General features: G+C 40.0%; 29 protein-coding genes and 1 riboswitch. Of the genes, 23 read left to right on the top strand and 6 right to left on the bottom strand.

What is annotated here, in order from left to right; genetic code table 11:
* Nucleotides 1-67: 67 nt before the first annotated feature.
* On the top strand, nucleotides 68-880 hold the full coding sequence (locus CHI10_RS13200) for a histidinol-phosphatase (protein WP_095244722.1): 813 nt from the start codon (nucleotides 68-70) through the stop codon (nucleotides 878-880).
* 154 nt (nucleotides 881-1034) lie between these two features.
* Nucleotides 1035-1206, top strand: a riboswitch (FMN riboswitch).
* A 162-nt stretch (nucleotides 1207-1368) separates the two neighbouring features.
* Nucleotides 1369-1953 (top strand): ECF transporter S component, encoded by a 585-nt coding sequence (locus CHI10_RS13195; RefSeq protein ID WP_095244721.1) that lies wholly within the window; start codon nucleotides 1369-1371, stop codon nucleotides 1951-1953.
* Nucleotides 1954-2077: 124 nt separating this feature from the next.
* Here CHI10_RS13195 and CHI10_RS13190 read toward each other — a convergent pair whose 3' ends face one another.
* Entirely contained in the window at nucleotides 2078-2326 is a 249-nt protein-coding gene (locus CHI10_RS13190) for a ferredoxin (RefSeq protein WP_095244720.1), read from the bottom strand.
* Between the two features lie 258 nt (nucleotides 2327-2584).
* Between CHI10_RS13190 and CHI10_RS13185 the strand changes: the two genes are divergently transcribed.
* From CHI10_RS13185 to CHI10_RS13165, 5 genes are all read left to right on the top strand, one after another.
* Nucleotides 2585-3643 (top strand): YpbB family protein, encoded by a 1059-nt coding sequence (locus tag CHI10_RS13185; RefSeq protein ID WP_095244719.1) that lies wholly within the window; start codon nucleotides 2585-2587, stop codon nucleotides 3641-3643.
* Entirely contained in the window at nucleotides 3640-5139 is a 1500-nt protein-coding gene (locus tag CHI10_RS13180; protein ID WP_095244718.1) for a RecQ family ATP-dependent DNA helicase, read from the top strand. The genes CHI10_RS13185 and CHI10_RS13180 overlap by 4 nt, the downstream gene beginning before the upstream one ends.
* A 6-nt stretch (nucleotides 5140-5145) precedes the next feature.
* The gene (locus CHI10_RS13175; RefSeq protein ID WP_095244717.1) at nucleotides 5146-5739 is read left to right on the top strand and encodes a CPBP family intramembrane glutamic endopeptidase; all 594 of its coding nucleotides are present in this window, start codon (nucleotides 5146-5148) and stop codon (nucleotides 5737-5739) included.
* A gap of 70 nt (nucleotides 5740-5809) precedes the next feature.
* Nucleotides 5810-6538, top strand: a complete 729-nt coding sequence (locus CHI10_RS13170) for a LysM peptidoglycan-binding domain-containing protein (protein WP_095244716.1) — start codon at nucleotides 5810-5812, stop codon at nucleotides 6536-6538.
* 90 nt (nucleotides 6539-6628) lie between these two features.
* Complete coding sequence (locus CHI10_RS13165) at nucleotides 6629-7087, top strand: YpbF family protein (RefSeq protein ID WP_095244715.1); 459 nt, start codon at nucleotides 6629-6631, stop codon at nucleotides 7085-7087.
* A gap of 38 nt (nucleotides 7088-7125) precedes the next feature.
* On the opposite strand, the gene cotJC is transcribed toward CHI10_RS13165, so the two are convergent.
* The 3 genes from cotJC to CHI10_RS13150 all read right to left on the bottom strand — a co-directional run bounded on the left by cotJC (nucleotide 7126) and on the right by CHI10_RS13150 (nucleotide 8260).
* Nucleotides 7126-7695 carry a spore coat protein CotJC gene (gene cotJC / locus CHI10_RS13160; protein ID WP_061792468.1) on the bottom strand — a complete coding sequence of 190 codons (570 nt, stop codon included), beginning with the start codon at nucleotides 7693-7695 and terminating at the stop codon, nucleotides 7126-7128.
* A 77-nt stretch (nucleotides 7696-7772) separates the two neighbouring features.
* Nucleotides 7773-8033 (bottom strand): spore coat protein CotJB, encoded by a 261-nt coding sequence (locus CHI10_RS13155; protein ID WP_048008141.1) that lies wholly within the window; start codon nucleotides 8031-8033, stop codon nucleotides 7773-7775.
* The gene (locus tag CHI10_RS13150) at nucleotides 8033-8260 is read right to left on the bottom strand and encodes a spore coat associated protein CotJA (protein ID WP_076260414.1); all 228 of its coding nucleotides are present in this window, start codon (nucleotides 8258-8260) and stop codon (nucleotides 8033-8035) included. Before CHI10_RS13150 ends, CHI10_RS13155 begins: the two co-directional genes overlap by 1 nt.
* Before the next feature lie 146 nt (nucleotides 8261-8406).
* Between CHI10_RS13150 and CHI10_RS13145 the strand changes: the two genes are divergently transcribed.
* From CHI10_RS13145 to CHI10_RS13115, 7 genes are all read left to right on the top strand, one after another.
* On the top strand, nucleotides 8407-9039 hold the full coding sequence (locus CHI10_RS13145; protein ID WP_095244714.1) for a CBS domain-containing protein: 633 nt from the start codon (nucleotides 8407-8409) through the stop codon (nucleotides 9037-9039).
* 59 nt (nucleotides 9040-9098) lie between these two features.
* Nucleotides 9099-9503, top strand: a complete 405-nt coding sequence (locus tag CHI10_RS13140) for a hypothetical protein (RefSeq protein ID WP_095244713.1) — start codon at nucleotides 9099-9101, stop codon at nucleotides 9501-9503.
* A gap of 28 nt (nucleotides 9504-9531) precedes the next feature.
* Nucleotides 9532-10308 carry a metallophosphoesterase gene (locus CHI10_RS13135; RefSeq protein ID WP_095244712.1) on the top strand — a complete coding sequence of 259 codons (777 nt, stop codon included), beginning with the start codon at nucleotides 9532-9534 and terminating at the stop codon, nucleotides 10306-10308.
* Between the two features lie 133 nt (nucleotides 10309-10441).
* Nucleotides 10442-11347 carry a MerR family transcriptional regulator gene (locus CHI10_RS13130; protein ID WP_095244711.1) on the top strand — a complete coding sequence of 302 codons (906 nt, stop codon included), beginning with the start codon at nucleotides 10442-10444 and terminating at the stop codon, nucleotides 11345-11347.
* 127 nt (nucleotides 11348-11474) lie between these two features.
* Complete coding sequence (locus tag CHI10_RS13125; protein ID WP_095244710.1) at nucleotides 11475-12053, top strand: genetic competence negative regulator; 579 nt, start codon at nucleotides 11475-11477, stop codon at nucleotides 12051-12053.
* Nucleotides 12054-12442: 389 nt separating this feature from the next.
* The gene (locus CHI10_RS13120; RefSeq protein ID WP_095244709.1) at nucleotides 12443-13717 is read left to right on the top strand and encodes a Glu/Leu/Phe/Val family dehydrogenase; all 1275 of its coding nucleotides are present in this window, start codon (nucleotides 12443-12445) and stop codon (nucleotides 13715-13717) included.
* 114 nt (nucleotides 13718-13831) lie between these two features.
* Nucleotides 13832-14812 (top strand): YpdA family putative bacillithiol disulfide reductase, encoded by a 981-nt coding sequence (locus tag CHI10_RS13115; RefSeq protein WP_095244708.1) that lies wholly within the window; start codon nucleotides 13832-13834, stop codon nucleotides 14810-14812.
* A gap of 23 nt (nucleotides 14813-14835) precedes the next feature.
* Here CHI10_RS13115 and CHI10_RS13110 read toward each other — a convergent pair whose 3' ends face one another.
* On the bottom strand, nucleotides 14836-15804 hold the full coding sequence (locus tag CHI10_RS13110) for an asparaginase (RefSeq protein WP_095244707.1): 969 nt from the start codon (nucleotides 15802-15804) through the stop codon (nucleotides 14836-14838).
* 132 nt (nucleotides 15805-15936) lie between these two features.
* Here CHI10_RS13110 and prsW point away from each other — a divergent pair, with 132 nt between their 5' ends.
* The 9 genes from prsW to fni all read left to right on the top strand — a co-directional run bounded on the left by prsW (nucleotide 15937) and on the right by fni (nucleotide 23904).
* The gene (gene prsW, locus CHI10_RS13105; RefSeq protein ID WP_095244706.1) at nucleotides 15937-16626 is read left to right on the top strand and encodes a glutamic-type intramembrane protease PrsW; all 690 of its coding nucleotides are present in this window, start codon (nucleotides 15937-15939) and stop codon (nucleotides 16624-16626) included.
* A gap of 119 nt (nucleotides 16627-16745) precedes the next feature.
* On the top strand, nucleotides 16746-17582 hold the full coding sequence (gene sleB / locus CHI10_RS13100) for a spore cortex-lytic enzyme (RefSeq protein WP_095244705.1): 837 nt from the start codon (nucleotides 16746-16748) through the stop codon (nucleotides 17580-17582).
* A gap of 14 nt (nucleotides 17583-17596) precedes the next feature.
* Nucleotides 17597-18946, top strand: a complete 1350-nt coding sequence (gene ypeB / locus CHI10_RS13095; protein ID WP_095244704.1) for a germination protein YpeB — start codon at nucleotides 17597-17599, stop codon at nucleotides 18944-18946.
* Nucleotides 18947-19080: 134 nt separating this feature from the next.
* The gene (locus CHI10_RS13090) at nucleotides 19081-19740 is read left to right on the top strand and encodes a flagellar brake protein (RefSeq protein WP_095244703.1); all 660 of its coding nucleotides are present in this window, start codon (nucleotides 19081-19083) and stop codon (nucleotides 19738-19740) included.
* 87 nt (nucleotides 19741-19827) lie between these two features.
* Complete coding sequence (locus CHI10_RS13085) at nucleotides 19828-20013, top strand: YpfB family protein (RefSeq protein WP_386852051.1); 186 nt, start codon at nucleotides 19828-19830, stop codon at nucleotides 20011-20013.
* Nucleotides 20014-20177: 164 nt separating this feature from the next.
* Nucleotides 20178-20858: a (d)CMP kinase gene (gene cmk / locus CHI10_RS13080; protein ID WP_095244702.1), complete on the top strand. Its 681-nt coding sequence runs from the start codon at nucleotides 20178-20180 to the stop codon at nucleotides 20856-20858.
* Nucleotides 20855-21436, top strand: a complete 582-nt coding sequence (locus CHI10_RS13075) for a lysophospholipid acyltransferase family protein (protein ID WP_095244701.1) — start codon at nucleotides 20855-20857, stop codon at nucleotides 21434-21436. Before cmk ends, CHI10_RS13075 begins: the two co-directional genes overlap by 4 nt.
* Before the next feature lie 254 nt (nucleotides 21437-21690).
* Nucleotides 21691-22830, top strand: a complete 1140-nt coding sequence (gene rpsA, locus CHI10_RS13070; protein WP_095244700.1) for a 30S ribosomal protein S1 — start codon at nucleotides 21691-21693, stop codon at nucleotides 22828-22830.
* Between the two features lie 12 nt (nucleotides 22831-22842).
* Nucleotides 22843-23904: a type 2 isopentenyl-diphosphate Delta-isomerase gene (fni, locus tag CHI10_RS13065; protein ID WP_095244699.1), complete on the top strand. Its 1062-nt coding sequence runs from the start codon at nucleotides 22843-22845 to the stop codon at nucleotides 23902-23904.
* 70 nt (nucleotides 23905-23974) lie between these two features.
* Here fni and CHI10_RS13060 read toward each other — a convergent pair whose 3' ends face one another.
* Entirely contained in the window at nucleotides 23975-24118 is a 144-nt protein-coding gene (locus CHI10_RS13060; RefSeq protein WP_082138921.1) for a YpzI family protein, read from the bottom strand.
* Nucleotides 24119-24187 lie beyond the last annotated feature (69 nt).

The raw sequence follows: 24187 nt of genomic DNA, 5'->3' as shown, positions 1-24187 counted from the left end.
ATAGAAATGATTGCACCGCTTTACTCCCTTAAAGTATAATGGGTAAAAAACTGGGGGAGTTAGAGTAATGCTTACAGACTATCATAACCATCTTGAAAACGGCACGTTAAGCCTGGACTATTTAAAAAAATTCACAGATGCTGCTGCTCAAAAAGGGATTGATTCTTTTGGGATTTCGGAGCATGCATATCATTTCTATCAGACAGCAGACATTCTGCAAAATTCATGGGTAAACGAAAGACGCTTTTATGATATGAAGGACTATGTGAATGTTTTTCAAGAAGCGTGGAGTACTGACATAGATGTGAAAATGTCTATAGAAATGGACTACACTCCGGGCAAGCATGAAGAAATGGCCAAGTTTATTAACAGCTACTCATTTGATTATGTAATTGGATCTATTCATTGGGTTGGAGATTTCGGCATAGATTTAGCTGAATTTAGAAAAGAATGGGATAAGCGGGATCTTTATGAGGTATATCGGAAGTATTTTGATCAAGTGGTCACACTGGCCCAATCCAATTTATTTGATATTGTAGGCCATCTGGACCTCGTGAAAATCTTTAAATATGTTCCTAAGGACGAAGAGTTTCTGCTGGAGCAGTATGATCGTGCAGCCAATGCACTGGCAGAATCCAAGACATGTGTGGAGATCAGCACAGCCGGTCTGCGAAAACCAGTAGGTGAACTATACCCGGATAAACGGCTCCTGCAAAAATGTTATGAGAAAAATATCCCGATCGTACTTTCATCTGATGCCCACTTTCCTGAACATGTAGGTGCCGATTTTGATAAGGCAATTGCTCTTGCAAAAGAAGTCGGATATCAGTCCATCATGACTTTTTCCAAAGGAGAAAGAAAGGAATATCCGCTTGGATAATACAAAAGGGATGGTGGAGCCTCCCTTTTTTTGCATTATCCATAAAAATTTTATAGGTATGGACATGGATATATATTTCAAACCCATACAGGTAAACAAACCCCTTCACAGAATAACTTTTTTTCAGTATAATTAATCTGTATAAATAAATACGGTCTATCTTCGGGGCAGGGTGAAATTCCCGACCGGCGGTGATGAGGTATTCTTAACTCTAAGCCCGCGAGCCTGAGAGAAGCGTTTTGTTCGATAAACGCTTTGCATTTAATTGGGCAGGATTTGGTGCGATTCCAAAGCCGACAGTACAGTCTGGATGGGAGAAGATGGAGGTTCTGCAGACGTTCAAAAAATGCAGGTTTTGAACGTTATTAAGCGTGCCTTTGCAACTCTCCCTCAAGTTATTTTAGCTTGAGGGTTATTTATTGCGAAGATATTTGCTTAGCCGAACCTTTCTTCTATAGGAGAGATAGTCCTAAAAAGGAGAGAGGAACTTGAAAAAACTTAATATCAAATCAATGGTAGCCATCGGAATGCTAAGCAGCATCTCTTATGTATTAATGCTGCTCAATTTTCCAATTCCGCCGTTTCCGCAATTTTTGATGATTGACTTCAGCGATATTCCTGCATTGATCGCAGCGTTAATCTTTGGCCCGGCGGCAGGTATATTAGTGGAGCTAATTAAAAATATTCTTGATTACTTCATGACAGGGAGTGCAACAGGGGTACCTGTTGGACACATTGCAAACTTTGCGGCAGGCATTTTGTTCGTCTTGCCTACTTATTATGTATACAGTAAGCTGAAGACTAAAAAAGGCATGACGTTTGGGCTCGTAATCGGCACCATAGTGATGGCTGTTATCATGAGTGTGCTTAATTACCTTGTCATTCTGCCGGCATATACATTCTTCCTGAATTTCCCGGCAATGTCAGCGCCTGAAATGAGAACAATGATTGTGACCGGGATTTTGCCATTCAATATATTAAAAGGACTTATTATTTCAATTGTTTTCATGCTCATTTTTACACGCATGAGAACCTGGGTGGAAAAGCAGGCTGTATTAAAAAGTGCAGCATAATGAATAATAAATTTAAAGCAGCGGCCAATGTTCCGCTGCTTTTTCAATTTAAAAGCCTAAAAAAACTCCCTTTCTAGTTGAAAGGGAGCAGTAGCTTAACAAAGATTAGAGTATGGCTGAGGGATTATTCGTATTTAAGCGCGTCGCCATCAAAAGCGTCATCAGCAACTTTGATTGAATCGGTTGGGCAGCCTTCGAATGCATCCATCATATCGTCAATCAATACATCTGGAATCTCAACGATACCCTGGTTATCATCAAGGGTAACAAATGCGATGCCTTCATCATCGTAATCATAAATGTCCGGTGCAGCTGCGCCGCAAGCTCCACATGCAATACATGTTTCTTTGTCAACAATTGTATACTTTGCCATGAAAAAACCTCCCAAGAATTAAACAATTAATCTCCCATCAAGATGATGGTAACACATTCCTCACATCCTATTGTAAAACTGAATGTTCAACTTTTCAATAGAAAATGTATTGAGAATGCTTATCACATAAGGGTTTAGGCATAATTTACCCTGTTAGAAATAATTAAAACGGCCTGCCTATTTCTTTCATGATAAAATAGAAGTAAGAAAAAGAAGGTAATAAAAAAATAAAAAATCTTAAGCCGTAAGGTGAACATAATGCAAAGACCATATTTGAAATCTGTAATAATGTACTGTATTAACGAATTGCAGGGACAAAGAACTATCTATTCCATTTTACATTTGCTGAATGGAAAAAAGTCTTCCCAGACGATCCAAGATGCTCATCTATTTCAACTAACCCCGTTTTTTCGTACATTTGGAAATTTAAGCAGGGGAGTACTGGACCAACTTGCAGAAGAAATCCTAAGCAGCAGCTGGATGACTGCCATTGATAAAAAGCATTACATTTTAACTGCAGAAGGGAAGAAAGAGCTCGAAAGATCTCTTTTAGAATGTCCAATACCTTCATCATTAAACGGATGGCTGTATCATAGTACAAGTGAATTGTTTTGGGAGAGGATTACGCTTTTAATTCAGGTAATATCACACTTGAATAATAACAATGTAAAGTACCTTCCTATCCAAAGAAAAAGAGATATTCATGAATGGCTGAAAGACTTTCTGGGAACATCTGGATTTGCCCGCGATGAAGTTGGGGTTATGCTGTACAGGGAACTGGGTCAGTGCCTTGAAGAGCTGAGTGATATTAATCCTGCTGTGCTGACATTGAGGATGACAGGCTATAACCGCATTGGCCTCACAGCTGTTCAAGCTTCTGAACAGCTTGGAATCAGCCAGGATTATTACCACCATCAGTTCCTTGGAGCTATTCATCATATATTGGCAAGCGTAAGAGATAATTCTGCCGAATATCCGCTTATCAATAAGATCGTGAGCGATGCAGGAAATGAAGTTCAGCTAACATTGTCTGCCCAAAAGACTTACACAATGTTAAAACAGGGACTGGATTTGGATGCTATTGCTAAAATGAGAAGATTGAAAAAAAGTACTATTGAGGATCATGTTGTGGAAGTAGCATTAAACGACAGCCGGTTTAATATCACACCTTACGTCTCGAAGGAAAAACAGAAGCTGATTCTTTATGCAGCCAATCGTGCTGATTCAATGCAATTAAAGCAAATACGTCAAATAGTGCCTGAATCCGATTATTTTGAAATCAGATTAGTAATGGCAAAGCTTGGAGAGGGACAATGAGATTGGACGAACTTTTGGAAAGAAAATTTGGATATTCTGCCTTCAGACCTGGACAAAAAGAAATCATTGAATCCGTGCTCGCAGGCAGAAATACTGTTGCCATGCTCCCTACAGGTACGGGTAAATCCCTTTGTTATCAGCTGCCGGGATATATGATTGAAGGCCAGGTGATTATTATTTCTCCTTTGCTGTCCCTGATGCAGGATCAGGCGGAGCAGCTTATGATGAATGGGGAAAAAAAGGTGATAGCATTCAATTCTTTTCTATCCCGTTTTGAAAAAAAACAGGCATTAACTAATCTGAATCAGTATAAGTTTATCTTTATTTCACCCGAAATGCTTTACTATGAATCAATACAATCTCAGCTGAAAAAATTGCGCATCGCTTTATTTGTTGTTGATGAAGCTCATTGTATCTCCCAATGGGGATATGATTTCAGGCCTGATTATTTAAAGCTTGGCGAAGTGAGGCAAAAGATAGGGAACCCGGTTACACTCGCTTTAACTGCCACAGCTACGCATGAGGTTAAAACAGATATAAAAAAGTCACTCGGCATACTGGACTGCAGCGAATTTATTTATTCGGTTGACCGTCCTAATATAGCGCTGACTGTAGAAAAGGCAGAAAATTTCCGTGTAAAAACAAAGAGGCTTGTGGAGCTTGCTGAGAGCCTTGAGGGTCCTGGCATTATATATTTTTCCAGCAAAAAAATGGCTGAACAAACAGCCGATATGCTGAGGGGAAATGGAGCCAAAAGAGTGATGGCTTATCATGGGGGAATGGACCAGGAAAGCCGCATCCTTGTGCAGCAGCAGTTTATCCATGGGCAGCTCGATCTTATTTGCGCTACAAGCGCCTTTGGCATGGGCATTAATAAAGATAACATCCGGTATGTGATACACTTTCATATGCCTCTTCAGATTGAATCTTATTTGCAGGAAATAGGACGGGCAGGAAGAGATGGAAAACAAAGTATAGCTATTATGCTCTATACACCCGGTGATGAGCAGCTTCCCATACAAATTGCAGAAAATGAATTTCCTGACAAGTCTCAAATTGATTGGATCAGCGGCTGGCTGGAAGAAAACCCGAATGTGATTACGAATATCAGTGCTTATGAAGAACAAATTAAACAGCTTTCCGGTTTAACAGAAATTCAGTGGAGAATATTTTATGATTTTTTTGAACGGAAAGCCAAATCCGGACTAGGGTATAAAAGGATTCTGCAGGAAATGAATGGGTACTGCGAAGGCAGAATCAAATTGAAAATAAATAGCATTGAGGAAATGTATGGGTGGATACACCATAAAAATTGCCGGAGAGAAAATATACTTTCCTTTTTTGATGAGGAAAAAAATATCCCGGTCCAATACTGCTGTGATATATGCGGTTTGCAATTGGATGAATTCATAAGAAGCACAAAATCAGATAATCAGGATAGTATGCATTATGATTGGAAGAATCATTTAGAATACCTCCTGATTCCAAGTGAGTGAACCGAATTGAAGAAAAAATACGAGGACATCATTAAGGAATTAACTGATAAGGAACTATTATTCCATCTTTATCTTACTCAGGTGCTTATTTTAGCCATTGCTTTCATCCTTAGTATTATATTATTTAACAGTTTTGAGGAATTCAAGGCTCTTTTTGTACTTGATGATATTAATATTCTTGTCATTGGGGCAGCGGCAGGATTGGCTGTTTTCCTGATTGATATTATCTTGATGAAGCTCCTCCCTGAGGAAATGTATGATGACGGAGGATTAAATAAGAAAATTTTTCAAAACCGCCATATTCTTCATATTGCTTTTATTGCAGCAGTGGTGGCAATAAGCGAGGAACTTCTGTTCAGAGGTGTCATTCAGACTCATTTTGGACTTGCAATCTCCAGTCTTATTTTTGCACTTGTTCATTATCGATATCTTTTTAATTGGTTTTTGTTTGTAAATATTATTACATTAAGCTTTTTTATAGGTTATATTTATCATATATCCAATAATTTGCTTGTTACGATTGTTATGCATTTTCTGATTGATTTTCTTTTGGGTATCCTTATTCGAAAAAGGTACCTGAAAAAATCAAAAGAGGAATAGGCAATGAACAATGGATAACAGCAGTGTTAAATAAGCTTCTTATGATTTTTTTTACAGGAAGGGATGAAACATGAGTAAAGAAGACCCATATAGAGATCAGGCTGAAAGACTCCGCAAGAGGATTGACAGAAAACAGGAAACGGGAGACAGCGGGCAAAAATCCGCTTTGCCGCCGCGGAGCCGTATACATCAGGAAAAAAGGAAAAAAAATAAATGGAGAGTTAAGTACCCTGTTATACGCTTGCTGGCTTTATTTTTTATCCTGCTCCCGATTACCATCTTCAGCATTTATCAATATGTAAGCAGTGATAAAAGCATCAATACCGGGTTAAATGCAGAATCTGAAGAAATTGGTTCTGAAACGGTCGTTTTTGCTACAAATGATGAAGAGGAAGGGACGACCATAGAAGTAAGCGAAGAGCAGGAAACTGAGAAACCTGAACAAGCTAAAAAAGCTGAAGAGTCACAAGAAAAAGAAGCAGCCAGCGACCAGCAGGAAAAACAGACTTCAGAAAAGCCTGATGAAGAAGATAAAGGTTCTGAAGCCGCATCCGAAAAGCAAGCCCGGCAAACAGCTCCTGATAGTACAGACTCGTCGAAAACTGACGGAACACAGGATGAATTAAAAAAGGAAGGCAAAGTTGTCTACCATACGGTTAAACCAAAGGAAACAATCTTTAGAATTGCCATGACCTATTATAAATCCCAATCCGGAATTGAAATAATAAAGCAAGCCAACAATTTGCCGTCAAATGAAATACAAACGGGCCAGGTATTAAAAATCCCGCTTGAGCAATAAAAGAGTCTAAGACCATTTTTTGCTTTCTTATCTCCCAGTCATAGAACAATGTACAAGCTCATACATTGTTATGAAAGGGAGGGAGCGTTTTTGGAATCGCCGATTAGAATGCTTGACGAACGTACAGACCAGGCAACAAGAAAAATGCTTGAGAAAGTTGTGGAGAGAAAACAAAGGTTTGATCGATTCAAGTCCTGGCATTTAATTGCCATGTGGGCGACCGTTTTTATATCCTTTTTATTCTTTTTTTATCTTTATAAAAGTGTTATGCAGCCTTACTCTTACTCGTTTGCATCAATGTTTTCGGCTTTTGTCAAACAGTCTGCTAATTTCTATTTACTTGTTTTTACGGTTGGCGTTTATGGGTTTATGAATCTTCTGAGAGAAAAAAGAGATAAAGCAGAAAAAGAATTTCATGCACTAAGGTGTGAAATAATTGATAAGAGTAAAGATCTCTGGAAAAAAGAAGATGAATGGAAAAATCGCCATAACGTTTTCGAAATGATGAAAAAAAATTATGATATAAACCTTTATCATGAGAACAAATGAAAAAAGAAGCAGCCTGCCTGCTTCTTTTTGTTAAGTATTTAGAAGAATTTCTTTTTATCCCGTTCTTCCTTTAAAATCTCAACGGCTTCTCTGAAGCGCTGGGAGTGGATGATCTCTCTTTCTCTTAAAAACCGGAGTCCGTCATTAAGATCCGGATCATCACTCATATTTATAATCCATTGATAGGTTGCCCTTGCTTTCTCTTCTGCGGCGATATCTTCATATAAATCTGCTATTGGATCCCCTTTTGCCTGGATATAAGAAGCTGTCCAAGGCACACCTGCAGCATTATGATAAAACAGGGCATTATCATGGTTAGCATAATGGGCATCCAGGCCTGCAGCCTTCATTTGATCAGGCGTAGCATCCTTCGTTAATTTATAAATCATTGTAGCGATCATTTCCAGATGTGCAAATTCCTCTGTTCCAATATCTGTAAGAAGTCCAATGACCTTATCCGGAATAGTATAACGCTGGTTTAAATATCTTAGAGCGGCAGCAAGTTCTCCGTCCGCACCCCCATATTGTTCAATTAGATACTTTGCCAGTTTAGGATTGCAAGTGCTCACCTTCACCGGATATTGCAGTTTCTTTTCATAAACCCACATTTTATTCTCAGCCTCCTTTGGAAGTCCGTTAGTAAGCCTTGAGCGCCTCCATATTAAGAAGGCGCCTGAAAATCAATTTATACCTGCCATGGCCACGGGGGATCATCCCAATTCCATGGCTGTCCCGAATAGCTGTGGCCAAATTGCATTAATGGACCATATTTGCTTTCAATGGCATTTCTCAGCTTTTTCCGTTCTTTTGCGTAATGGTTGAATTGCTTAATGGCTTCTGTATCATTATTGTGCGTATCAAGGTATAAAGTCAGCTCAACAAGTACAAAGTCTACAGCCTGAAGCTGTTCAAGAAGCTGGTAATAATCTGCGGGTAATTGTTTCATCACTGCTGTCCCTCCCTGGCTTTTTCATAGGGACTGTACCATGGATCATAGAAAGCCTTCCACAGAGTTCCTGTTTTTAAGGCCTGCATTGGTGTAAATTGTTCCAGTCCCGGCGGCTGAAATCCCATATAAAGGTTCGGAGGTGTGGAATAAGTTTTGACCTTAATTGGAGTGCAGGGGTCAAAGGGGCTAACATATGGGTGCCAGGTCTTACGGAGTGTATTCATCATAATCCCTCCTTTTTATGCGTCATTGAAACTTATGAGATCCACAGTGGTTTTATGATCGTTTACTCCAATAAAAAGAGGGAAAAGTTGAATAAATGGCGAAATAAATGGTAGGTCTAATTAATATTACTTTTGAGGTGATGGCAATGTTTGTGAAAAGTATTATGATTCCGAAGCATAACTGTAAAACAATCGGACAGGATGAAGCATTGAAAGATGCTCTGGATTTGCTTGAGGACAACCAGATCGATGGACTTCCTGTGTTGGATGGAGATCAATATGCCGGCATAATTACCAGGTATGGAATATATGAGAACTTCTTTTTATCAGGAAAATCAAAGGAAGAGTTTCTTAGAGGAACACTCGTAAAAGATATTGCCACACATCAGGAGCAATATTTGCAGGGAAATGAAATTTTTGAAAAAACACTGCTGGATTTAAAGGATTTTCCTTTACTTGCTGTTTTGGGCGAAAACCGTAAATTCCTGGGGATCGTCACCCGTTTTGATGTTCTGGCTCAATTTCAATCTGCTTTCGGGACGAATAAACCCGGTGTCAGGATTGCGTTTACCTCTGTGGAAGCAGAAGGGCGAATTGCCCGTTTGGCCGAAATCGCCCATTATTTCCATGAACACATCATATCTCTTGTTACTTTTGATGAAACAGACAAGCTGGTCCGCCGCATTGTGATGAAAGTAGAGAAAAATGATAATATGGATAAGTTCATCAGCCGGCTTGAAAAATCAGGTTTCCGTGTTCTGGATATTACAGAAGATTAATGTATATATAGTCAACAAAATAAATCCTTCTCATACACTCTGTATGGGAGGGATTTTTATTGTTTATTATTTTGCTGAAGCTGGTGACAGGCTTTATTGGCGGCATTTTATATATAAAATTTTTTCCGGTGTCTATTCCCATGGGCATTTCAGATATGATTGTGATTTTTGTGCTCGAGCCTGCAGGTTTTGTTCTGGGAATGACTTTTTTTCTTATCTCCTTTATAGCCAACGCAGAAATCATTAGGATGATCATTGAACGGACTGCCGGGATTTTTAAAAATATCAAGTCATCGAAAGAAAGCAATGCTTTGTTTGGGACTGTTCTGATCTTATTGCTGATGGGGTGCTTTTTTACTTTGTCAGTCCTTTCGCCATGGGAAGCGTTTGCCCTTTTCTGTTTTTCGGCAATCTATGGTATTATTTCTTTAGATTTCAAGAAATTCAATTTTGCTGGAGACTGAGTAAAGGCGATTGATGGCAGGAGGATTTATGATATACTTAATAGCTTTAACCTTAATTGGCGGTACAGGTTTACTTTTGTTTATGCTTAGGGAGGCATTTGCAGATAGAATTATATATAAAGAGCTTACCTTTCCTGAATTTCCGGAAAGCTTTGGTGAAATAAAGCTTTTTTTTATTTCTGATATTCATAGGAGGACAGTATCAGAAACCATAATCGGGGAGATAAAAGAGAAGAAACCTGATCTGGTGATTATTGGCGGTGATCTCTTGGAAAAAGGAGTTCCTTTTGATAGAGTAAAGAAAAACCTGCTGAGTTTGATGGAATGCGGGCCTGTCTATTTCGTGTGGGGAAACAATGATTATGAAGTGGATTACCATCAGCTCGACGCCCTCCTCCTCGAATGCGGAGTTAAAATTCTAGATAACACTGCCCTCGCCTTTGAATCTGCGGAAGGTGAGCGTTTTATCCTGCTGGGTACAGATGATCTCAGCAAAGAGAGGGATCGGCTCGACCTTGCACTTGAGGATGCAGGCTCTGATGGATTTCGGGTTCTCGTCAGCCATGATCCGCGAATCGTTAATAGTATAGAAAAAGAACAAAATATTCGCCTTGTCTTAAGCGGGCATACGCATGGGGGACAAATACATATTTTGGGATATAGCCCTTATGAAAAGGGACGGATAAAAGTGCTGCCGCAAACAACAATTCTGATCAGCAACGGCTATGGTACGACTGGAGTGCCTTTAAGGCTGGGGGCAAAGTCTGAAACTCACTTCATCACCTTAAAAAAACTGATATCTTAGCTTCAAAATGAAAACACATCCAGATTTTACAATTCTTACGGTCATTTTTATACTTTTTAAGCAGGGATAATTTTTGAAATTTAATCGCTGTCCAGCGATATTTGCTAATTAGCATTGAAGGGAGGGCTTTAGCATGGCAACTGAAGAAGGTAAATATAATATTAAGGCCGTTTCTAAGGTGCTCGGCATTCAGCCAGGAACCTTACGGGCGTGGGAAAGGCGATATCAAATCGTTGCTCCAAAGAGAAATGAATCCGGCCACAGACTATACACCGAAGAGCATATCAAAATATTAAAATGGCTGATCAGGAAAGTAGATCAGGGCTTTTCCATCAGCCAGGCTGTTTCCCTTCTGGAGAACAAGGAATTAAATGCCGAGCCGCTTCAGATGGATAAGGAAGGAGACCGGTCGGGTGCCCTTGCCAATGAGCTTCTTGAAGCTCTCCTTCATTTTAATGAATCGAAAGCGCATGATTTGATTAATCAGGCTTTTAGTTTTTACACAATAGATAAAGTCCTAATTGATATACTAGGCTCTCTATTAGTGGAAATTGGACATCTATGGGAGAATGGGAAAATTACCAGTGCTCATGAGCACTTTGCCTCGTCCATATTAAGATCAAGAATAGGGATGATTCTGCATTCCTTTCCGCATAACGGGGTTCTGCCAAAGGTAGTAGCAGTTTGCGGCCCTGGAGAAGCTCACGAATTAGGACTTTTAATTTTTACGTTATTCCTGCGGAGAAGAGGATTTGAGGTTGTTTACCTGGGGACAAGCATTGCTGACGAAGATATTGACACTGTAATTGGAGTGGTTAAACCCAAGTTTTTATTCCTGTCTTGTACAATGAAGTCCAATGTGCCGGAAACCCTTAAACTTTCAGAGAGGCTTACCGGGACTTATGGTAACATCCATGTAGGCATTGGGGGATTCGGCATTGATTCCCTAAGTAATGAAGAAAAAATGAAGTATGAACAGTTTATACCCGGCAGTTCTCCGCAAGAATGGGAAAAATGGATTAAAGAACGGCTCCTGTAAACAAAAGGTCTGGCGGTTAAATTGCCGGGTCTTTTCTTTTTTTAGTCACAGAAAAAAAGACGACTCACAAACTAAGCAATATATCATACACTAAACCAAAGAGTTGGTTCAGGTCAGGGGGCTTAAAATGCGCTTAGAACGTTTGAATTATAATAAAATCAAAATCTTTCTCACTTTAGATGACTTGAATGATAGGGGACTCACTAAGGAAGATGTCTTGAAGGATTCATTAAAATGGCATCAGCTTTTTCATGAAATGCTGGAAGAAGCAAGTGAAGAATTCGGTGTAGACATTCAGGGCTCAGTAGCAGTGGAGATTTTCTCCATGCAGGCGCAGGGAATGGTGATGATTGTTACGATGGAGGAGCAGATGGATGAAGAGCTCCTTGAGGATGGTTTTATTGAAATGCAGGTAACTGTTGATGGCAGTGAAGATATATTATTCGAATTCCGGGATTTTGAAGATGTAATTCAAATGGCAAATAGTCTGAACAACGTGCAGGTTGAGGAAGGAAGCCTATACTTTTATAAAGAAAAGTATTTTTATCATGCAAGAGATTTGGAGGGAGAAAATATTCACCGGGTAATTGCCATATTAGCTGAGTACGGTGATTCGGCTTTTACAAGCATTCACGTTATTCAGGAATATGGGAAAGTGCTGATCGAAGCCAATGCTGTAAAAAAGCTGGTGGAATATTTCTCATAATGTGAAAGAGGGGATCCAACCTCTTTTTTTTATGCAGGTCACTCTTTGCAATCTTCATTCGCTGCATCCAGCAACGAATCTCCATTAATAGCTCATGAATTATATAAAAATTGGGTAAACCAAATATAGGCAAACAGCTGCAATAATATTATATATAACGCTGTTTCTTTACAAAAGGAAACAGGATGTTTCTTTTGCCCTTCAGCGGGAAAAGGAGTACTGGGAGTAAACAGAAAATTCCCTTTAATACCAACGCTGACAGCGTTTTCATTAAAATATCAAAAAATGCGGAAAACTGCATTATTCTTCTTGCATAAATTAGGCAAAGGTGTATACTATTCCATGGAAGCGGACAACTAATGAAAGTGATTTTTCTAGGAGGTTTACAAATGGTAGCCGAGAAAGGTACTGATTCAAATAAAGCTGAAAAATTGGACGTTTTAAAGTCGACTCAAACGGTCATACATAAGGCTTTAGGGAAGCTGGGTTATTCTGATGAGGTGTATGAGCTTCTTAAAGAGCCAATTCGTATGATGACAGTGAAAATTCCTGTACGGATGGATGACGGAACAGTAAAAGTCTTTACTGGCTACCGGGCCCAGCATAATGATGCTGTTGGTCCTACTAAAGGCGGTATTCGTTTTCACCCGAATGTAACTGAAAAGGAAGTAAAGGCACTGTCAATTTGGATGAGCCTGAAATGCGGAATTGTAGATCTTCCATACGGCGGAGGCAAAGGCGGAATCGTTTGTGACCCGCGCGATATGTCCTTCGGTGAGTTAGAGCGGCTAAGCCGCGGATATGTTCGGGCAATCAGTCAAATTGTAGGTCCTACTAAGGATATTCCTGCGCCTGATGTATTTACCAACTCGCAGATCATGGCATGGATGATGGATGAATACAGCCGGATTGATGAATTTAATTCCCCAGGCTTTATTACCGGTAAACCACTTGTACTTGGGGGTTCACATGGACGGGAGTCAGCGACAGCTAAAGGGGTTACAATTTGCATTCGGGAAGCTGCCAAGAAAAAAGGCATTAACCTTGAAGGTGCAAGAGTTGTTGTTCAGGGATTCGGAAACGCTGGAAGTTTCCTCTCAAAGTTTATGCATGATGCAGGTGCGAAGGTTGTTGGTATTTCAGATGCTTATGGCGGGTTATATGATCCGAACGGCCTTGATATTGATTACCTCTTAGATCGACGTGACAGCTTCGGTACTGTGACCAAATTGTTTAATGATACAATTTCAAATAAAGAGCTGCTTGAACTTGATTGCGATATTCTGGTCCCGGCAGCCATAGAAAACCAGATAACACAAGAAAATGCACATAACATAAGAGCTGGCATTGTAGTGGAGGCGGCCAATGGTCCAACTACTTTGGAAGCAACACGGATTCTGTCTGAGCGGGGAATCCTGCTAGTCCCTGATGTACTGGCTTCTGCAGGCGGTGTAACAGTATCCTATTTCGAATGGGTTCAAAATAACCAGGGATATTACTGGACTGAAGAAGAAGTAGAAGAGAAGCTTGAGAAAGTCATGGTTAAATCATTCGATAATATCTATCAGACATCCCAAACACGCCGTGTCGATATGCGTCTGGCTGCGTATATGGTAGGCGTCAGAAAAATGGCGGAAGCTTCAAGATTCCGCGGGTGGATTTAACTGTAAATCTCCACATTTGAATATTCATAAAAAATCTCCTATCATAAACTGATGGGAGATTTTTTATAGACAGCAGCATGAAATACTTGTTTTGGCATTTAAGGAGTGAGAATCTTGAATATAGACGCTATTATTGTTGGGGGAGGGCCCTGCGGACTGGCAGCTGCCATAGCCCTTCAGGAAGCAGGAAAAAACCCCCTAGTTATCGAAAAGGGCAATATCGTAAATGCAATATACAACTACCCGACACACCAGACTTTCTTCAGCACAAGTGAGAAACTCGAAATCGGCGGGGTGCCCTTCATAACGGAAAATTACAAGCCTAAGAGAAACCAGGCGCTAACGTATTACCGGGAAGTGGTGAAAAGAAAGGGCATTAAGGTCAATGCTTACGAAAAAGTTTTAAATGTAGTAAAAAAACATCCCGAAGTATTTGAAGTGCAAACTGACAAGAGGGATTATACAGTCAAAAACGTCATAATTGCTACAGGTTATTATGATAATCCTAATTACATGAAAGTTCCCGGCGAGGATCTTGCAAAGGTATTTCACTATTTCAAAGAAGCTCACCCGTTTTTTGATAAAGACGTAGCAGTTATCGGAGGGAAAAACTCAAGCGTTGATGCCGCAATCGAACTGGTAAAAGCAGGCGCAAGAGTAACAGTGATCTATCGCGGAACAGAATATTCACCAAGCATAAAGCCCTGGATTCTGCCTGAGTTTGAATCTTTAGTGAAAAATGGCGTGATTAAAATGGAATTCAATGCACATGTGAACGAAATCAGTGAAAATAAGCTTTTATATACAGTGGATGGTAACACCTCTGACATTAAGAACGATTTTGTGTTTGCCATGACTGGCTATCATCCTGATCATGGGTTTTTAAGAAATATGGGGATTCAAATTAATGATGAAACCGGGCGCCCTCAATTTAACCCTGAAACAATGGAAACGAATGTCCCTGGAATATTTATTGCAGGTGTAATAGCTGCAGGAAATAATGCCAACGAAATTTTTATTGAAAATGGAAGATTTCACGGCGGACAAATAGCAAAAGCAATAATTGAAAAAGAGAGCGGAAACGGCAAAGGCTGATCATTTCGGATCAGCCTTTTTATTTATATTTGAAAAATCTCTTCGATATTTTGCTGTGTTTGGAGTCCAATTAACAGTTTAATTCTGGCTTTTTGTCCATTAAGCCCATTTGAAAATATAACCCCCATGTCCTTGAGGTGTTTTCCGCCTCCGTCATAACCATATACATCTTGTGCAATTCCATTGAAGCAGCGGGAAACCAATACAATCGGAATGTTTTTTCCAGTAAGGGTTTTAATGCCCTCAATTGTGGCTGGGGGCAGATTACCTTGTCCAAGTGCTTCGATAACAACACCATCGAAATCTAAATTCCCTATCGCATGAAGCAAAGAAGAATCCATTCCGGCAAAAGCTTTAATGAGTGTGACTTTTTTTTCAACTGTATCCAAAGGGTAGTATTCTCTATTTGTCGGCGCATTATGGAATAATACACCTCTCTTTGTGACTATTCCAATTGGCCCATACTGAGGGCTCTGGAAAGTAGAGACATTACTCGTATGTGTTTTTGTAACATTTTCTGCTGTATGAATTTCATCATTTAAAACGACAAGGACCCCTTTGTCTTTTGCTTCTTCACATGCAGCCACACGAATAGAAGAAATGAGGTTGTAAAGTCCGTCTGAACCGATTTCATTACTCGATCTCATTGCACCTGTTACAACGATCGGAAGGGATGTTTTCACACTTAAGTCCAAAAAATAGGCTGTCTCTTCTAATGTATCTGTTCCATGAGTAATTACTACGCCGCTAATCTCTTCCTTTGCAAGGCTGTTTTCAATGATTTCCTTCAATTTAAGCATTTCCTTTGGCGTAATATGCGGTGAAGGAAGGTGGAATGGCTCTTCAACCATTAATTCTGCAAGGGACAGAAGTTCCTTTGTTTTTTCCGTTAATGGATTATTATCTGTTGGTTTTACGGCACCTGTTGCTGCATCCTCGCTCATTGAAATGGTGCCTCCTGTGTGTATAACTAGTATCTTTTTTTTCTCCATGTTAATCCCCCAATTTTCGCTTTGAAAAATAAATATGATGCGGAATATTTCTTTTCCAATATTTGAATAATCATTTTAATTCTTTCTATATCATGATACGATTAAGAAAACAGATTGAAAAGAGGACAGCTCATGCTGGGAATATTATCCGCTGGCATCGCGCCGGGACTGGCACTATTAAGTTATTTTTATTTAAAAGATCAATATGAGTCAGAACCCATATCAATGGTTTTTAAAACTTTTTTGTTTGGTGCCTTGCTTGTGTTCCCCATCATGTTTATCCAATACGTTTTAGAAGCTGAAGGGGTGCTCCAGTCCAGTTTAGCGGATGCATTTTTATCATCAAGCATGCTGGAGGAATTCTTTAAATGGTTTATATTATTCTATACTATTTATCAGCAAGTAACCTTTGATGAACCATATGATGGAATTGTGTATGGTGCCTCGGTATCACTCGGCTTTGCTACTGCAGAAAATATCTTCTATCTCATCGGGCTAGGTGTGGAACACGCACTTGGGAGGGCCTTGCTCCCGGTTTCCAGTCATGCTCTCTTCGGTGTTATTATGGGCTATTATATAGGAAAAGGAAAATTCTCGGCAACGTCTACAAAAAAATGGATAGCCTTTTCACTTCTTGTACCTTTTCTCCTTCACGGTATTTACGACTATATCCTCATTTCCCTAAAACATTGGATGTTTATCATGTTTCCATTTATGATCTTCCTTTGGTGGCTGGGCTTAAGAAAAGTTAAAAAAGCAAGGGCTCATAGCGTAAGGCATATGAATAATCAATTTGAAATACAGAAAACCCTCCATTCCTGATGGAGGTTTTTTTTATTTGCCGCCAACCTTAATAAATGATTCAAGTTATTGAATAAAAAGCCAGAGACTACAAAAAATAGAGTCAATGATAAAAGATTGACTTTTGGAGGTTATAATCCATGAAAAAGAAATTTATGGCAGGAAAGGTGTTACTCATAATCTCCCTTTGTGTTCTGGGAATTCCATTGAGCGGGAATATGGAAAAAGCCAATGCCTTTTCAAATCAGGTGATTCAGCACGGGGCTGTAGGTGACGATGTTATAGAACTTCAATCACGTCTGCAGTATTTAGGCTTTTACAACGGGAAGATCGATGGAGTCTTTGGGTGGGGAACCTATTGGGCGCTTAGGAACTTCCAATATGAATTTGGACTTCCCATTGATGGGCTTGCAGGCCAGGAAACAAAAAACAAGCTCGTGAAAGCATCTAAATATAATGAACAGTATGTGAAGGAACAAATCAATAAGGGCAATAAATTTACCCATTATGGCGGGGTGGAAACTGACAAACAGACTAAGCCTCAGCAAGGGTCAACGGGGGGAACAGCACAGCAGCAGGAAGCTCCCAAACAGCCCACTGCTTCAAATGTCCCGAATGGATTCTCGGAAAACGATATCCAGCTAATGGCCAATGCAGTCTATGGAGAGTCAAGAGGGGAACCGTATACAGGCCAGGTGGCAGTTGCTTCAGTTATCTTAAACCGTGTAAACAGTGCTTCATTCCCAAACACTGTTTCTGGCGTCATTTTTGAGCCTCGTGCTTTTACTGCTGTTGCCGATGGACAGATATGGCTAACGCCTAATGAGACGGCAAAAAAAGCAGTACTGGATGCGATTAATGGATGGGATCCGACAGGAGAGGCGCTGTATTATTTTAATCCGGATACTGCTACAAGCGGATGGATTTGGACACGGCCGCAAATCAAGCGGATTGGAAAACATATATTCTGTAAATAGAGGGGTGAATTATCATGCTTAGAGGAATTCTTATTGGGATACTTGCACTGGGTGTTGCCGGTACAGCGTTTTGGGGTTATCAGGAACACCGGGAGAAAAATGCAATCCTCATTAATGCTGAAAATAATTATCAAAGAGCATTTCATGATTTAACATATCAAGTCGACCTATTGCATGACAAAATTGGAACAACTTTAGCGATGAATTCGAGAGCTTCACTCTCACCTGAATTGGCAGAAGTATGGAGATTGACTTCAGAAGCCCACTCGGACGTGGGCCAGCTGCCTCTAACACTTCTTCCTTTCAATAAAACCGAAGAGTTTTTATCCAATATCGGAGATTTCAGTTATCGGACAGCAGTAAGAGATTTAGAGAAGGAGCCATTATCGGAAAAGGAATACCAAACCCTCAAACAGCTTTATAAGCAATCTGCGGATGTTCAGCAGGATTTACGTAAAGTACAGCATATGGTTCTTGAAAAGAACTTGAGATGGATGGATGTGGAAATGGCTCTCGCGTCCAATAAAGAACCTGCAGACAATACCATTATAGATGGCTTTAAAACAGTGGAAAAAACAGTTGAAGGCTACGGAGAGACAGACTTTGGACCTGCATTTGTAAATATGCAGAAAAAGGATGAAAACTACAAATATCTGAAGGGCAAAGAAATTTCAAAAAAAGAAGCTGCACGTATCGGTCAGCACTATGCAGGTCTGGGGAAGAATGTGAACATCAGAGTAACGGAAAACGGCAAGGGATCTGATTACGGATTTTTCAGTGTGAGTATCCAAAACAAGAAAACAAATGAAGAAGCAAACATGGATATTACCAAAAAAGGCGGCTATCCAATCTGGTATATCCTGGACCGGAAAGTGGCGAAACAAAAAGTAAGCCTTAATGAGGCAAGCAATAATGCAGTTAAATTTCTAAAGGACAATGGCTTTAAAGATCTGGATTTATTCGAGAGTGCCCAATATGACAATTTAGGGGTATTCACCTTTGTTTCGAATCAGGAGGGTGTAAGAATTTATCCGGACTCCATTCGTGTGAAAATTGCGCTTGACAATGGCGGGATGACTGCTTTTTCTGCCGAAGATTATTTAAAATCTCATCACCAGCGTGAAATTCCAGAGCCTGCGATTACTGCGGAAGAGGCAAGAACAAAGGTGAATCCGCAGTTGAAGGTCATGGAAGACAGGCGTGCAATAATTATTAACGATTTGAATCAGGAAGTTTCCTGTTATGAATTTATGGGCACATTGGGTGAAGATACTTACAGGATTTATATAAATGCAGAAACAGGACAGGAAGAAAAAGTTGAAAAGCTTAAGAATGCAGAACCAATATATGAAGATGTAGTGTAGAGAAAGCCGGATAGGCTTTCTCTCTTTTTAGGTCTTTTTGCTCAAAAGAAGCAAAAATGTTATTGCAGGATTCTTATATAGCGTTCATAATTAAATGACAAGATTATCCTTTTACTATGGGGAAGTGTGGAAGTGTGATAAATATTGGTGAAGCATTGATGCTCGAATTGACGTACTCCGAAAAACCTGAAAATTATAAATGTAAGCTTGCCGAAAGAGAAGGAAATAACTTATATATTGATTATCCAATAAATCAGGAAACGAATAAAACTGCATTTCTGGTCGATGGTACACAGCTGAAGGCTACCTTTTTAGCTGATGATGGAACGGTATATCTTTTTGAAAGCGAAGTTCTAGGAAGAGTTAAGAAAAAAATCCCGATGATGATTTTATCATATCCCGGGGATGAACATTTAGTGAAAATTCAAAGACGGCAGTTTGTCCGGATAGAAACACCAGTTGATGTTGCAATCCATTCGGAAAATAACGAGTTCTCTCCTTTTGTATCCGTTACGGATGATATAAGTGCAGGCGGGGCTGCAATCATCGCTAAGATGGACAGTTCCTTAAAAGCCAATATGAAAATACTTACATATTTCGTATTAGCCATGCAAAACGGTGTCAATTATTATTTGAAACTTAAAAGTAACGTAATAAGAGTCTCTGAACCCCGAAATGGCAAATCGCTAATTTCTGTTCAATTTATGGAGGTAAGCCCGCAGGACAGGCAATTGCTTTTGCGTTTTTGTTTCGAAAGGCAATTGGCCATGAAGAAAAAAGGCCTGGAAATATGAATAAAGGAATAATTTTTATATTCATCTCTCATAATAGATGGTGAAGTCTATTGAATTGATTCTATATTTCCAGTTGGAGAGATGGCCATGATGAAAACAGTGGAGAGGATTATTCTTAAATTAATTATAGTACAATTTGTTTTCCTGCTGATCACTCAATTTTTCTTTCATCATATGGATGCATTTCCGGAATTAAAGCAGCTGACACAGTATGAAGGTGTCACAGATCAGAATTTTACTGAACTGCTTGAAACTTTCAGAAAAAATAATTAGCAGGCAGGCGCCTGCTTATTTTTGTGGTGAAATTTTTAAAAACTGCTTTAAAAATTTGCAAGACTTAAAATACAGCTTATTTATGCACTGAAGAAGACTTATTATGTTAAAATAAATCGGAATGAACCTGGAGAAAAAGCGGCCAGGGTTACACAGGAGGAACTATGAGTAAACGTATATCAATCGCAATTGACGGCCCAGCTGCTGCAGGGAAAAGTACAGTAGCAAAGATCGTGGCCGAGAAATTATCTTACATATATATTGATACTGGTGCCATGTATCGGGCCTTGACTTATAAAGCAATTCAGAAAAATACAAGCCTTGAAGATGAAGCCTCTCTTATGGAGATTTTAAACAATACAGTTATTGAACTGCAGCCAGGCGAAAAAGGGCAATTAATTTATCTGGACGGCCAGGATGTGACAAATGAAATCAGAACTTCCGAAGTGACAAATTCTGTTTCCGTTGTTTCCATGCATAAGCTGGTTAGGGAAGAAATGGTTTCGCGCCAGCAAAGCTTTGCTTTAAATGGAGGAGTGGTAATGGATGGCCGGGATATCGGAACTCATGTCCTGCCCCATGCAGAAGTGAAGGTTTTCCTTCTGGCTTCTGTCGATGAAAGAGCTCTAAGGCGGCATAACGAAAATATCCAAAAGGGATATTCATCTGACCTGGACAAGCTGAAGGAGGAAATCTCTCTTAGGGACAAGCTGGACTCTGAACGTGAAGTAGCTCCATTAAAAAAAGCGGCTGATGCAAAGGAGATTGATACAACCTCATTGTCAATTGGGCAGGTAGTCGACAGGATAATGGATCTGGCTATTGAAAGGATTGGTTCAAAGTGAATCTCTACGCTTTTGCCAAAGCGGCAGTCTATGGGGTTCTAAAACCCATTTACAGATTTGAAGTATTCGGAAAGGAGAACTTTCCGGAAGAAGGCGGGGTTCTCCTTTGCTCTAATCATATAGATAATCTGGATCCTCCCGTAGTCGGCATTAATGCTCCAAGGCCAGTATATTTCATGGCCAAAGAAGAGCTTTTTAATGTTCCGGTCCTAGGGAAAATTGTTCCCCATCTAAATGCTTTTCCTGTCAAAAGAGGAATGAGTGACAGGGAAGCGTTAAGAAAAGGTCTTGGAATTCTAAAAGAAGGAAATGTTTTAGGTCTGTTCCCGGAGGGTACTAGGAGTAAAACGGGACAGCTGCGAAAAGGGCTGGCCGGAGCAGGTTTTTTTGCTCTCAGATCGGAAGCGCATGTTGTTCCCTGCGCCATTATTGGTCCTTATAAAGCTTTTTCAAAATTAAAAGTTGTTTACGGGAAACCAATTGATATGAAAGAGCTTCGAGAAAGAAAGGCATCAGCGGAGGAAACCACAGAAATGATTATGTCTGAAATCCGTAAATTAATTGAAGATTACTCTTAGACCTTCTTGCTTGACAAAAAACTTCTTTTGTAAGAAGTTAGTAAAAAGGCATTTTTTTAAAAGGCGAAAATATTCGAAAAATAAGGCTTTCCTTTACTGAACAATTTTATAATCAAAAACAGTTGAAAAATAGCCTGTAAATAATTAGCCATTCGAGTATTTCTGCTGCTGACACAGGGTTCTTGCCTGGATGGCAGGCAGTTGAATACAGATTAAAAATTTGAAAGCAGCCATTGGATTAAGGAGGAATACATATGTCAGAGGAAATGAATCAAGTAGAAGTTAAAAATTTTGAGGTGGGTGACAAGGTAAAAGGCCAAGTTACCAAGGTTGAAGAAAAGCAAGTCATCGTTGATCTTGCTGACAGCAAACTGGATGGGATTATCCCAATCAGCGAGCTTTCAAGCCTTCACATTGAAAAAGCCGGCGATGCGGTATCAGAAGGAGATCAACTCGAGCTTGAGGTTTTAAAAGTTGAGGAAGATGCTCTTATTCTTTCAAAACGTAAAGTTGATGCCGGTAAGTCATGGGAAACTCTCGAACAGAAATTCAATGAGGGTGAAGTTTTTGAAGCAGAAATAAAAGATGTAGTTAAAGGCGGATTAGTAGTAGACCTGGGTGTTCGCGGATTTGTTCCAGCTTCCCTGGTTGAAGCTCATTTTGTTGAAGATTTTACTGATTATAAAGGCAAAACGATGACATTTAAAATTGTTGAGCTTGATAAAGATAAAAATCGCCTGATTCTTTCCCATCGTGCTGTAATAGAGGAAGAAAAAGGCAAGCAGAAACATCAAGTGCTGGAGTCCCTTCAGGCAGGTGAGGTTCTGGATGGAACAGTTCAAAGAATTACTGACTTTGGAGCATTTGTTGATATCGGCGGAATCGATGGACTTGTCCATATTTCCCAGCTTTCCTATGAGCATGTGGAAAAGCCTTCAGATGTTGTCGAGGAAGGCCAAAAAGTGCAAGTGAAAGTATTAAGCGTCGACCGCGACAATGAACGCATTTCACTATCCATTAAGGAGACTCTTCCTGGACCATGGGATAATATCGGCGAGAAGGCTCCTAAAGGCAGTACACTTGATGGAACAGTTAGAAGACTTGTTTCATACGGAGCATTTGTTGAAGTTTTTCCTGGTGTTGAAGGACTTGTCCATATTTCTCAAATTGCTCATAAGCATATCGGAACTCCGCATGAAGTTCTAAGCGAAGGACAGGAAGTGAAAGTGAAGGTTCTTGATGTGAACGAACAGGATCAGCGCCTGTCATTGAGCATCAAAGATCTTCTTGAAAAAGAGCAGGAAGAAGTGACTGACTATGAACTTCCTGAAGAAACAAAAGGCTTCTCGCTTGGTGATATGATTGGCGACCAGCTAAAGAATTTAAAAAAGTAATGGTGATAAATTGTGTCCAGATCAAAACGTAAATGGGATCATATCCAGCATGCTTTAGCAACAGGCCAGAGCAGCAATACCGGTTTAGCCGATATTGCTTTTGTACATCAAAGCCTTCCTGATGCGTTTCTTGATCAGGCAGATTTAGGCACTTCAATTGGCGAACTTTCATTAAGTTCGCCAATTTTCATAAATGCTATGACAGGGGGCGGAGGAGAAAGAACGGTTCAAATTAACCGGGATCTCGCCTTGGCCGCCAAATCAACAGGCCTTGCTATGGCAGTAGGGTCTCAGATGTCTGCACTTAAGGATCCAAGTGAAGCAGAATCCTACCGGGTTGTCAGACGGGAAAACTCCCGAGGTATTATTTTAGGCAACTTAGGAAGTGAAGCTACAATCGATCAGGCAAAAGCAGCAGTTGATATGATTGAAGCAAATGCACTGCAAATTCATTTAAATGCTGTACAGGAATTGACCATGCCGGAAGGTGACCGTGATTTTCGCGGTGCATTAAAAAGAATTGAAAAAATTGTCGCCCATTCCGAAGTTCCAGTAGTAGTAAAAGAAGTAGGGTTTGGCATAAATAAAGAAGCAGCTTCAATGCTTGCCTCAGTCGGCGTTAAAGGCATTGATATCGGCGGATTTGGAGGAACAAATTTCTCCCGTATTGAAAATGCAAGAAGAGATAGACTGTTAACGTTTTTCGATGAATGGGGAATACCGACAGCTGTCTCCATTGCAGAAGCTGCATCTTTAAAAGCAGGCGTTGCTGTTATTGCTTCCGGGGGCATTCGGACAAGCTATGAAATAGCAAAGGCAATTGCACTTGGTGCAGGAGCTGCTGGGATGGCGGGGTTCTTTTTAAAGGTCCTAATGAAAGAAGGAATTGAGGCACTTATCGAAGAAATTAACAACATTCATTCTGAATTGAAGATGATCATGACAGCTTTGGGGACAAAAAGCATCGCGGAACTCCAGCAGTCTCCCATAATCATATCTGGAAGGACCCATCATTGGCTGAATGAACGCGGAATTGAGACAAAAGCATATTCCAGGCGGACCATCCAAAAATAGCTCTCGTCATTTGACGAGAGCTATTTTTTTCATTCTGGCTGCAGTGCATAGCAAGGCGAAGCAGCTTTTCTTAACTGTATTTCGAATCATTCAGAGATCTGGCTTCTTCGGGACTCTGCATCTTGGAAGCTCCAGGATAATGAAGTGCCTGGTCGCGATCGGACTCCACTTTTCCGCTATTTTTCAGCTTTTTTTCCTGTCTGTCTTTGCCCATATATAACACCTCCATGTTATTAAGATGAAGTGAGCGCGTGAGAATTATGCAAAAAGACAGCTGGGATTC

This window comes from Bacillus sp. 7894-2, assembly GCF_002272225.1.
Taxonomy (GTDB): Bacteria; Bacillota; Bacilli; order Bacillales; family Cytobacillaceae; genus Cytobacillus.
This window is presented reverse-complemented; position numbering and strand designations above follow the sequence as displayed.

Bases quoted from the DNA above. Each gene is read 5' to 3' on its own strand.
- CHI10_RS13125 (WP_095244710.1), top strand. From the start codon at position 11,475: ATGCGCTTAGAACGTTTGAATTATAATAAAATCAAAATCTTTCTCACT.
- CHI10_RS13110 (WP_095244707.1), bottom strand. From the start codon at position 15,804: ATGGAGAAAAAAAAGATACTAGTTATACACACAGGAGGCACCATTTCA.
- CHI10_RS13150 (WP_076260414.1), bottom strand. From the start codon at position 8,260: ATGAATACACTCCGTAAGACCTGGCACCCATATGTTAGCCCCTTTGAC.
- CHI10_RS13135 (WP_095244712.1), top strand. From the start codon at position 9,532: ATGATATACTTAATAGCTTTAACCTTAATTGGCGGTACAGGTTTACTT.
- CHI10_RS13200 (WP_095244722.1), top strand. From the start codon at position 68: ATGCTTACAGACTATCATAACCATCTTGAAAACGGCACGTTAAGCCTG.
- ypeB (WP_095244704.1), top strand. From the start codon at position 17,597: ATGCTTAGAGGAATTCTTATTGGGATACTTGCACTGGGTGTTGCCGGT.
- CHI10_RS13190 (WP_095244720.1), bottom strand. From the start codon at position 2,326: ATGGCAAAGTATACAATTGTTGACAAAGAAACATGTATTGCATGTGGA.
- CHI10_RS13185 (WP_095244719.1), top strand. From the start codon at position 2,585: ATGCAAAGACCATATTTGAAATCTGTAATAATGTACTGTATTAACGAA.
- prsW (WP_095244706.1), top strand. From the start codon at position 15,937: ATGCTGGGAATATTATCCGCTGGCATCGCGCCGGGACTGGCACTATTA.
- cotJC (WP_061792468.1), bottom strand. From the start codon at position 7,695: ATGTGGGTTTATGAAAAGAAACTGCAATATCCGGTGAAGGTGAGCACT.
- sleB (WP_095244705.1), top strand. From the start codon at position 16,746: ATGAAAAAGAAATTTATGGCAGGAAAGGTGTTACTCATAATCTCCCTT.
- CHI10_RS13085 (WP_386852051.1), top strand. From the start codon at position 19,828: ATGATGAAAACAGTGGAGAGGATTATTCTTAAATTAATTATAGTACAA.
- CHI10_RS13180 (WP_095244718.1), top strand. From the start codon at position 3,640: ATGAGATTGGACGAACTTTTGGAAAGAAAATTTGGATATTCTGCCTTC.
- cmk (WP_095244702.1), top strand. From the start codon at position 20,178: ATGAGTAAACGTATATCAATCGCAATTGACGGCCCAGCTGCTGCAGGG.
- CHI10_RS13145 (WP_095244714.1), top strand. From the start codon at position 8,407: ATGTTTGTGAAAAGTATTATGATTCCGAAGCATAACTGTAAAACAATC.
- CHI10_RS13060 (WP_082138921.1), bottom strand. From the start codon at position 24,118: ATGGGCAAAGACAGACAGGAAAAAAAGCTGAAAAATAGCGGAAAAGTG.
- CHI10_RS13130 (WP_095244711.1), top strand. From the start codon at position 10,442: ATGGCAACTGAAGAAGGTAAATATAATATTAAGGCCGTTTCTAAGGTG.
- CHI10_RS13155 (WP_048008141.1), bottom strand. From the start codon at position 8,033: ATGAAACAATTACCCGCAGATTATTACCAGCTTCTTGAACAGCTTCAG.
- CHI10_RS13170 (WP_095244716.1), top strand. From the start codon at position 5,810: ATGAGTAAAGAAGACCCATATAGAGATCAGGCTGAAAGACTCCGCAAG.
- rpsA (WP_095244700.1), top strand. From the start codon at position 21,691: ATGTCAGAGGAAATGAATCAAGTAGAAGTTAAAAATTTTGAGGTGGGT.
- CHI10_RS13120 (WP_095244709.1), top strand. From the start codon at position 12,443: ATGGTAGCCGAGAAAGGTACTGATTCAAATAAAGCTGAAAAATTGGAC.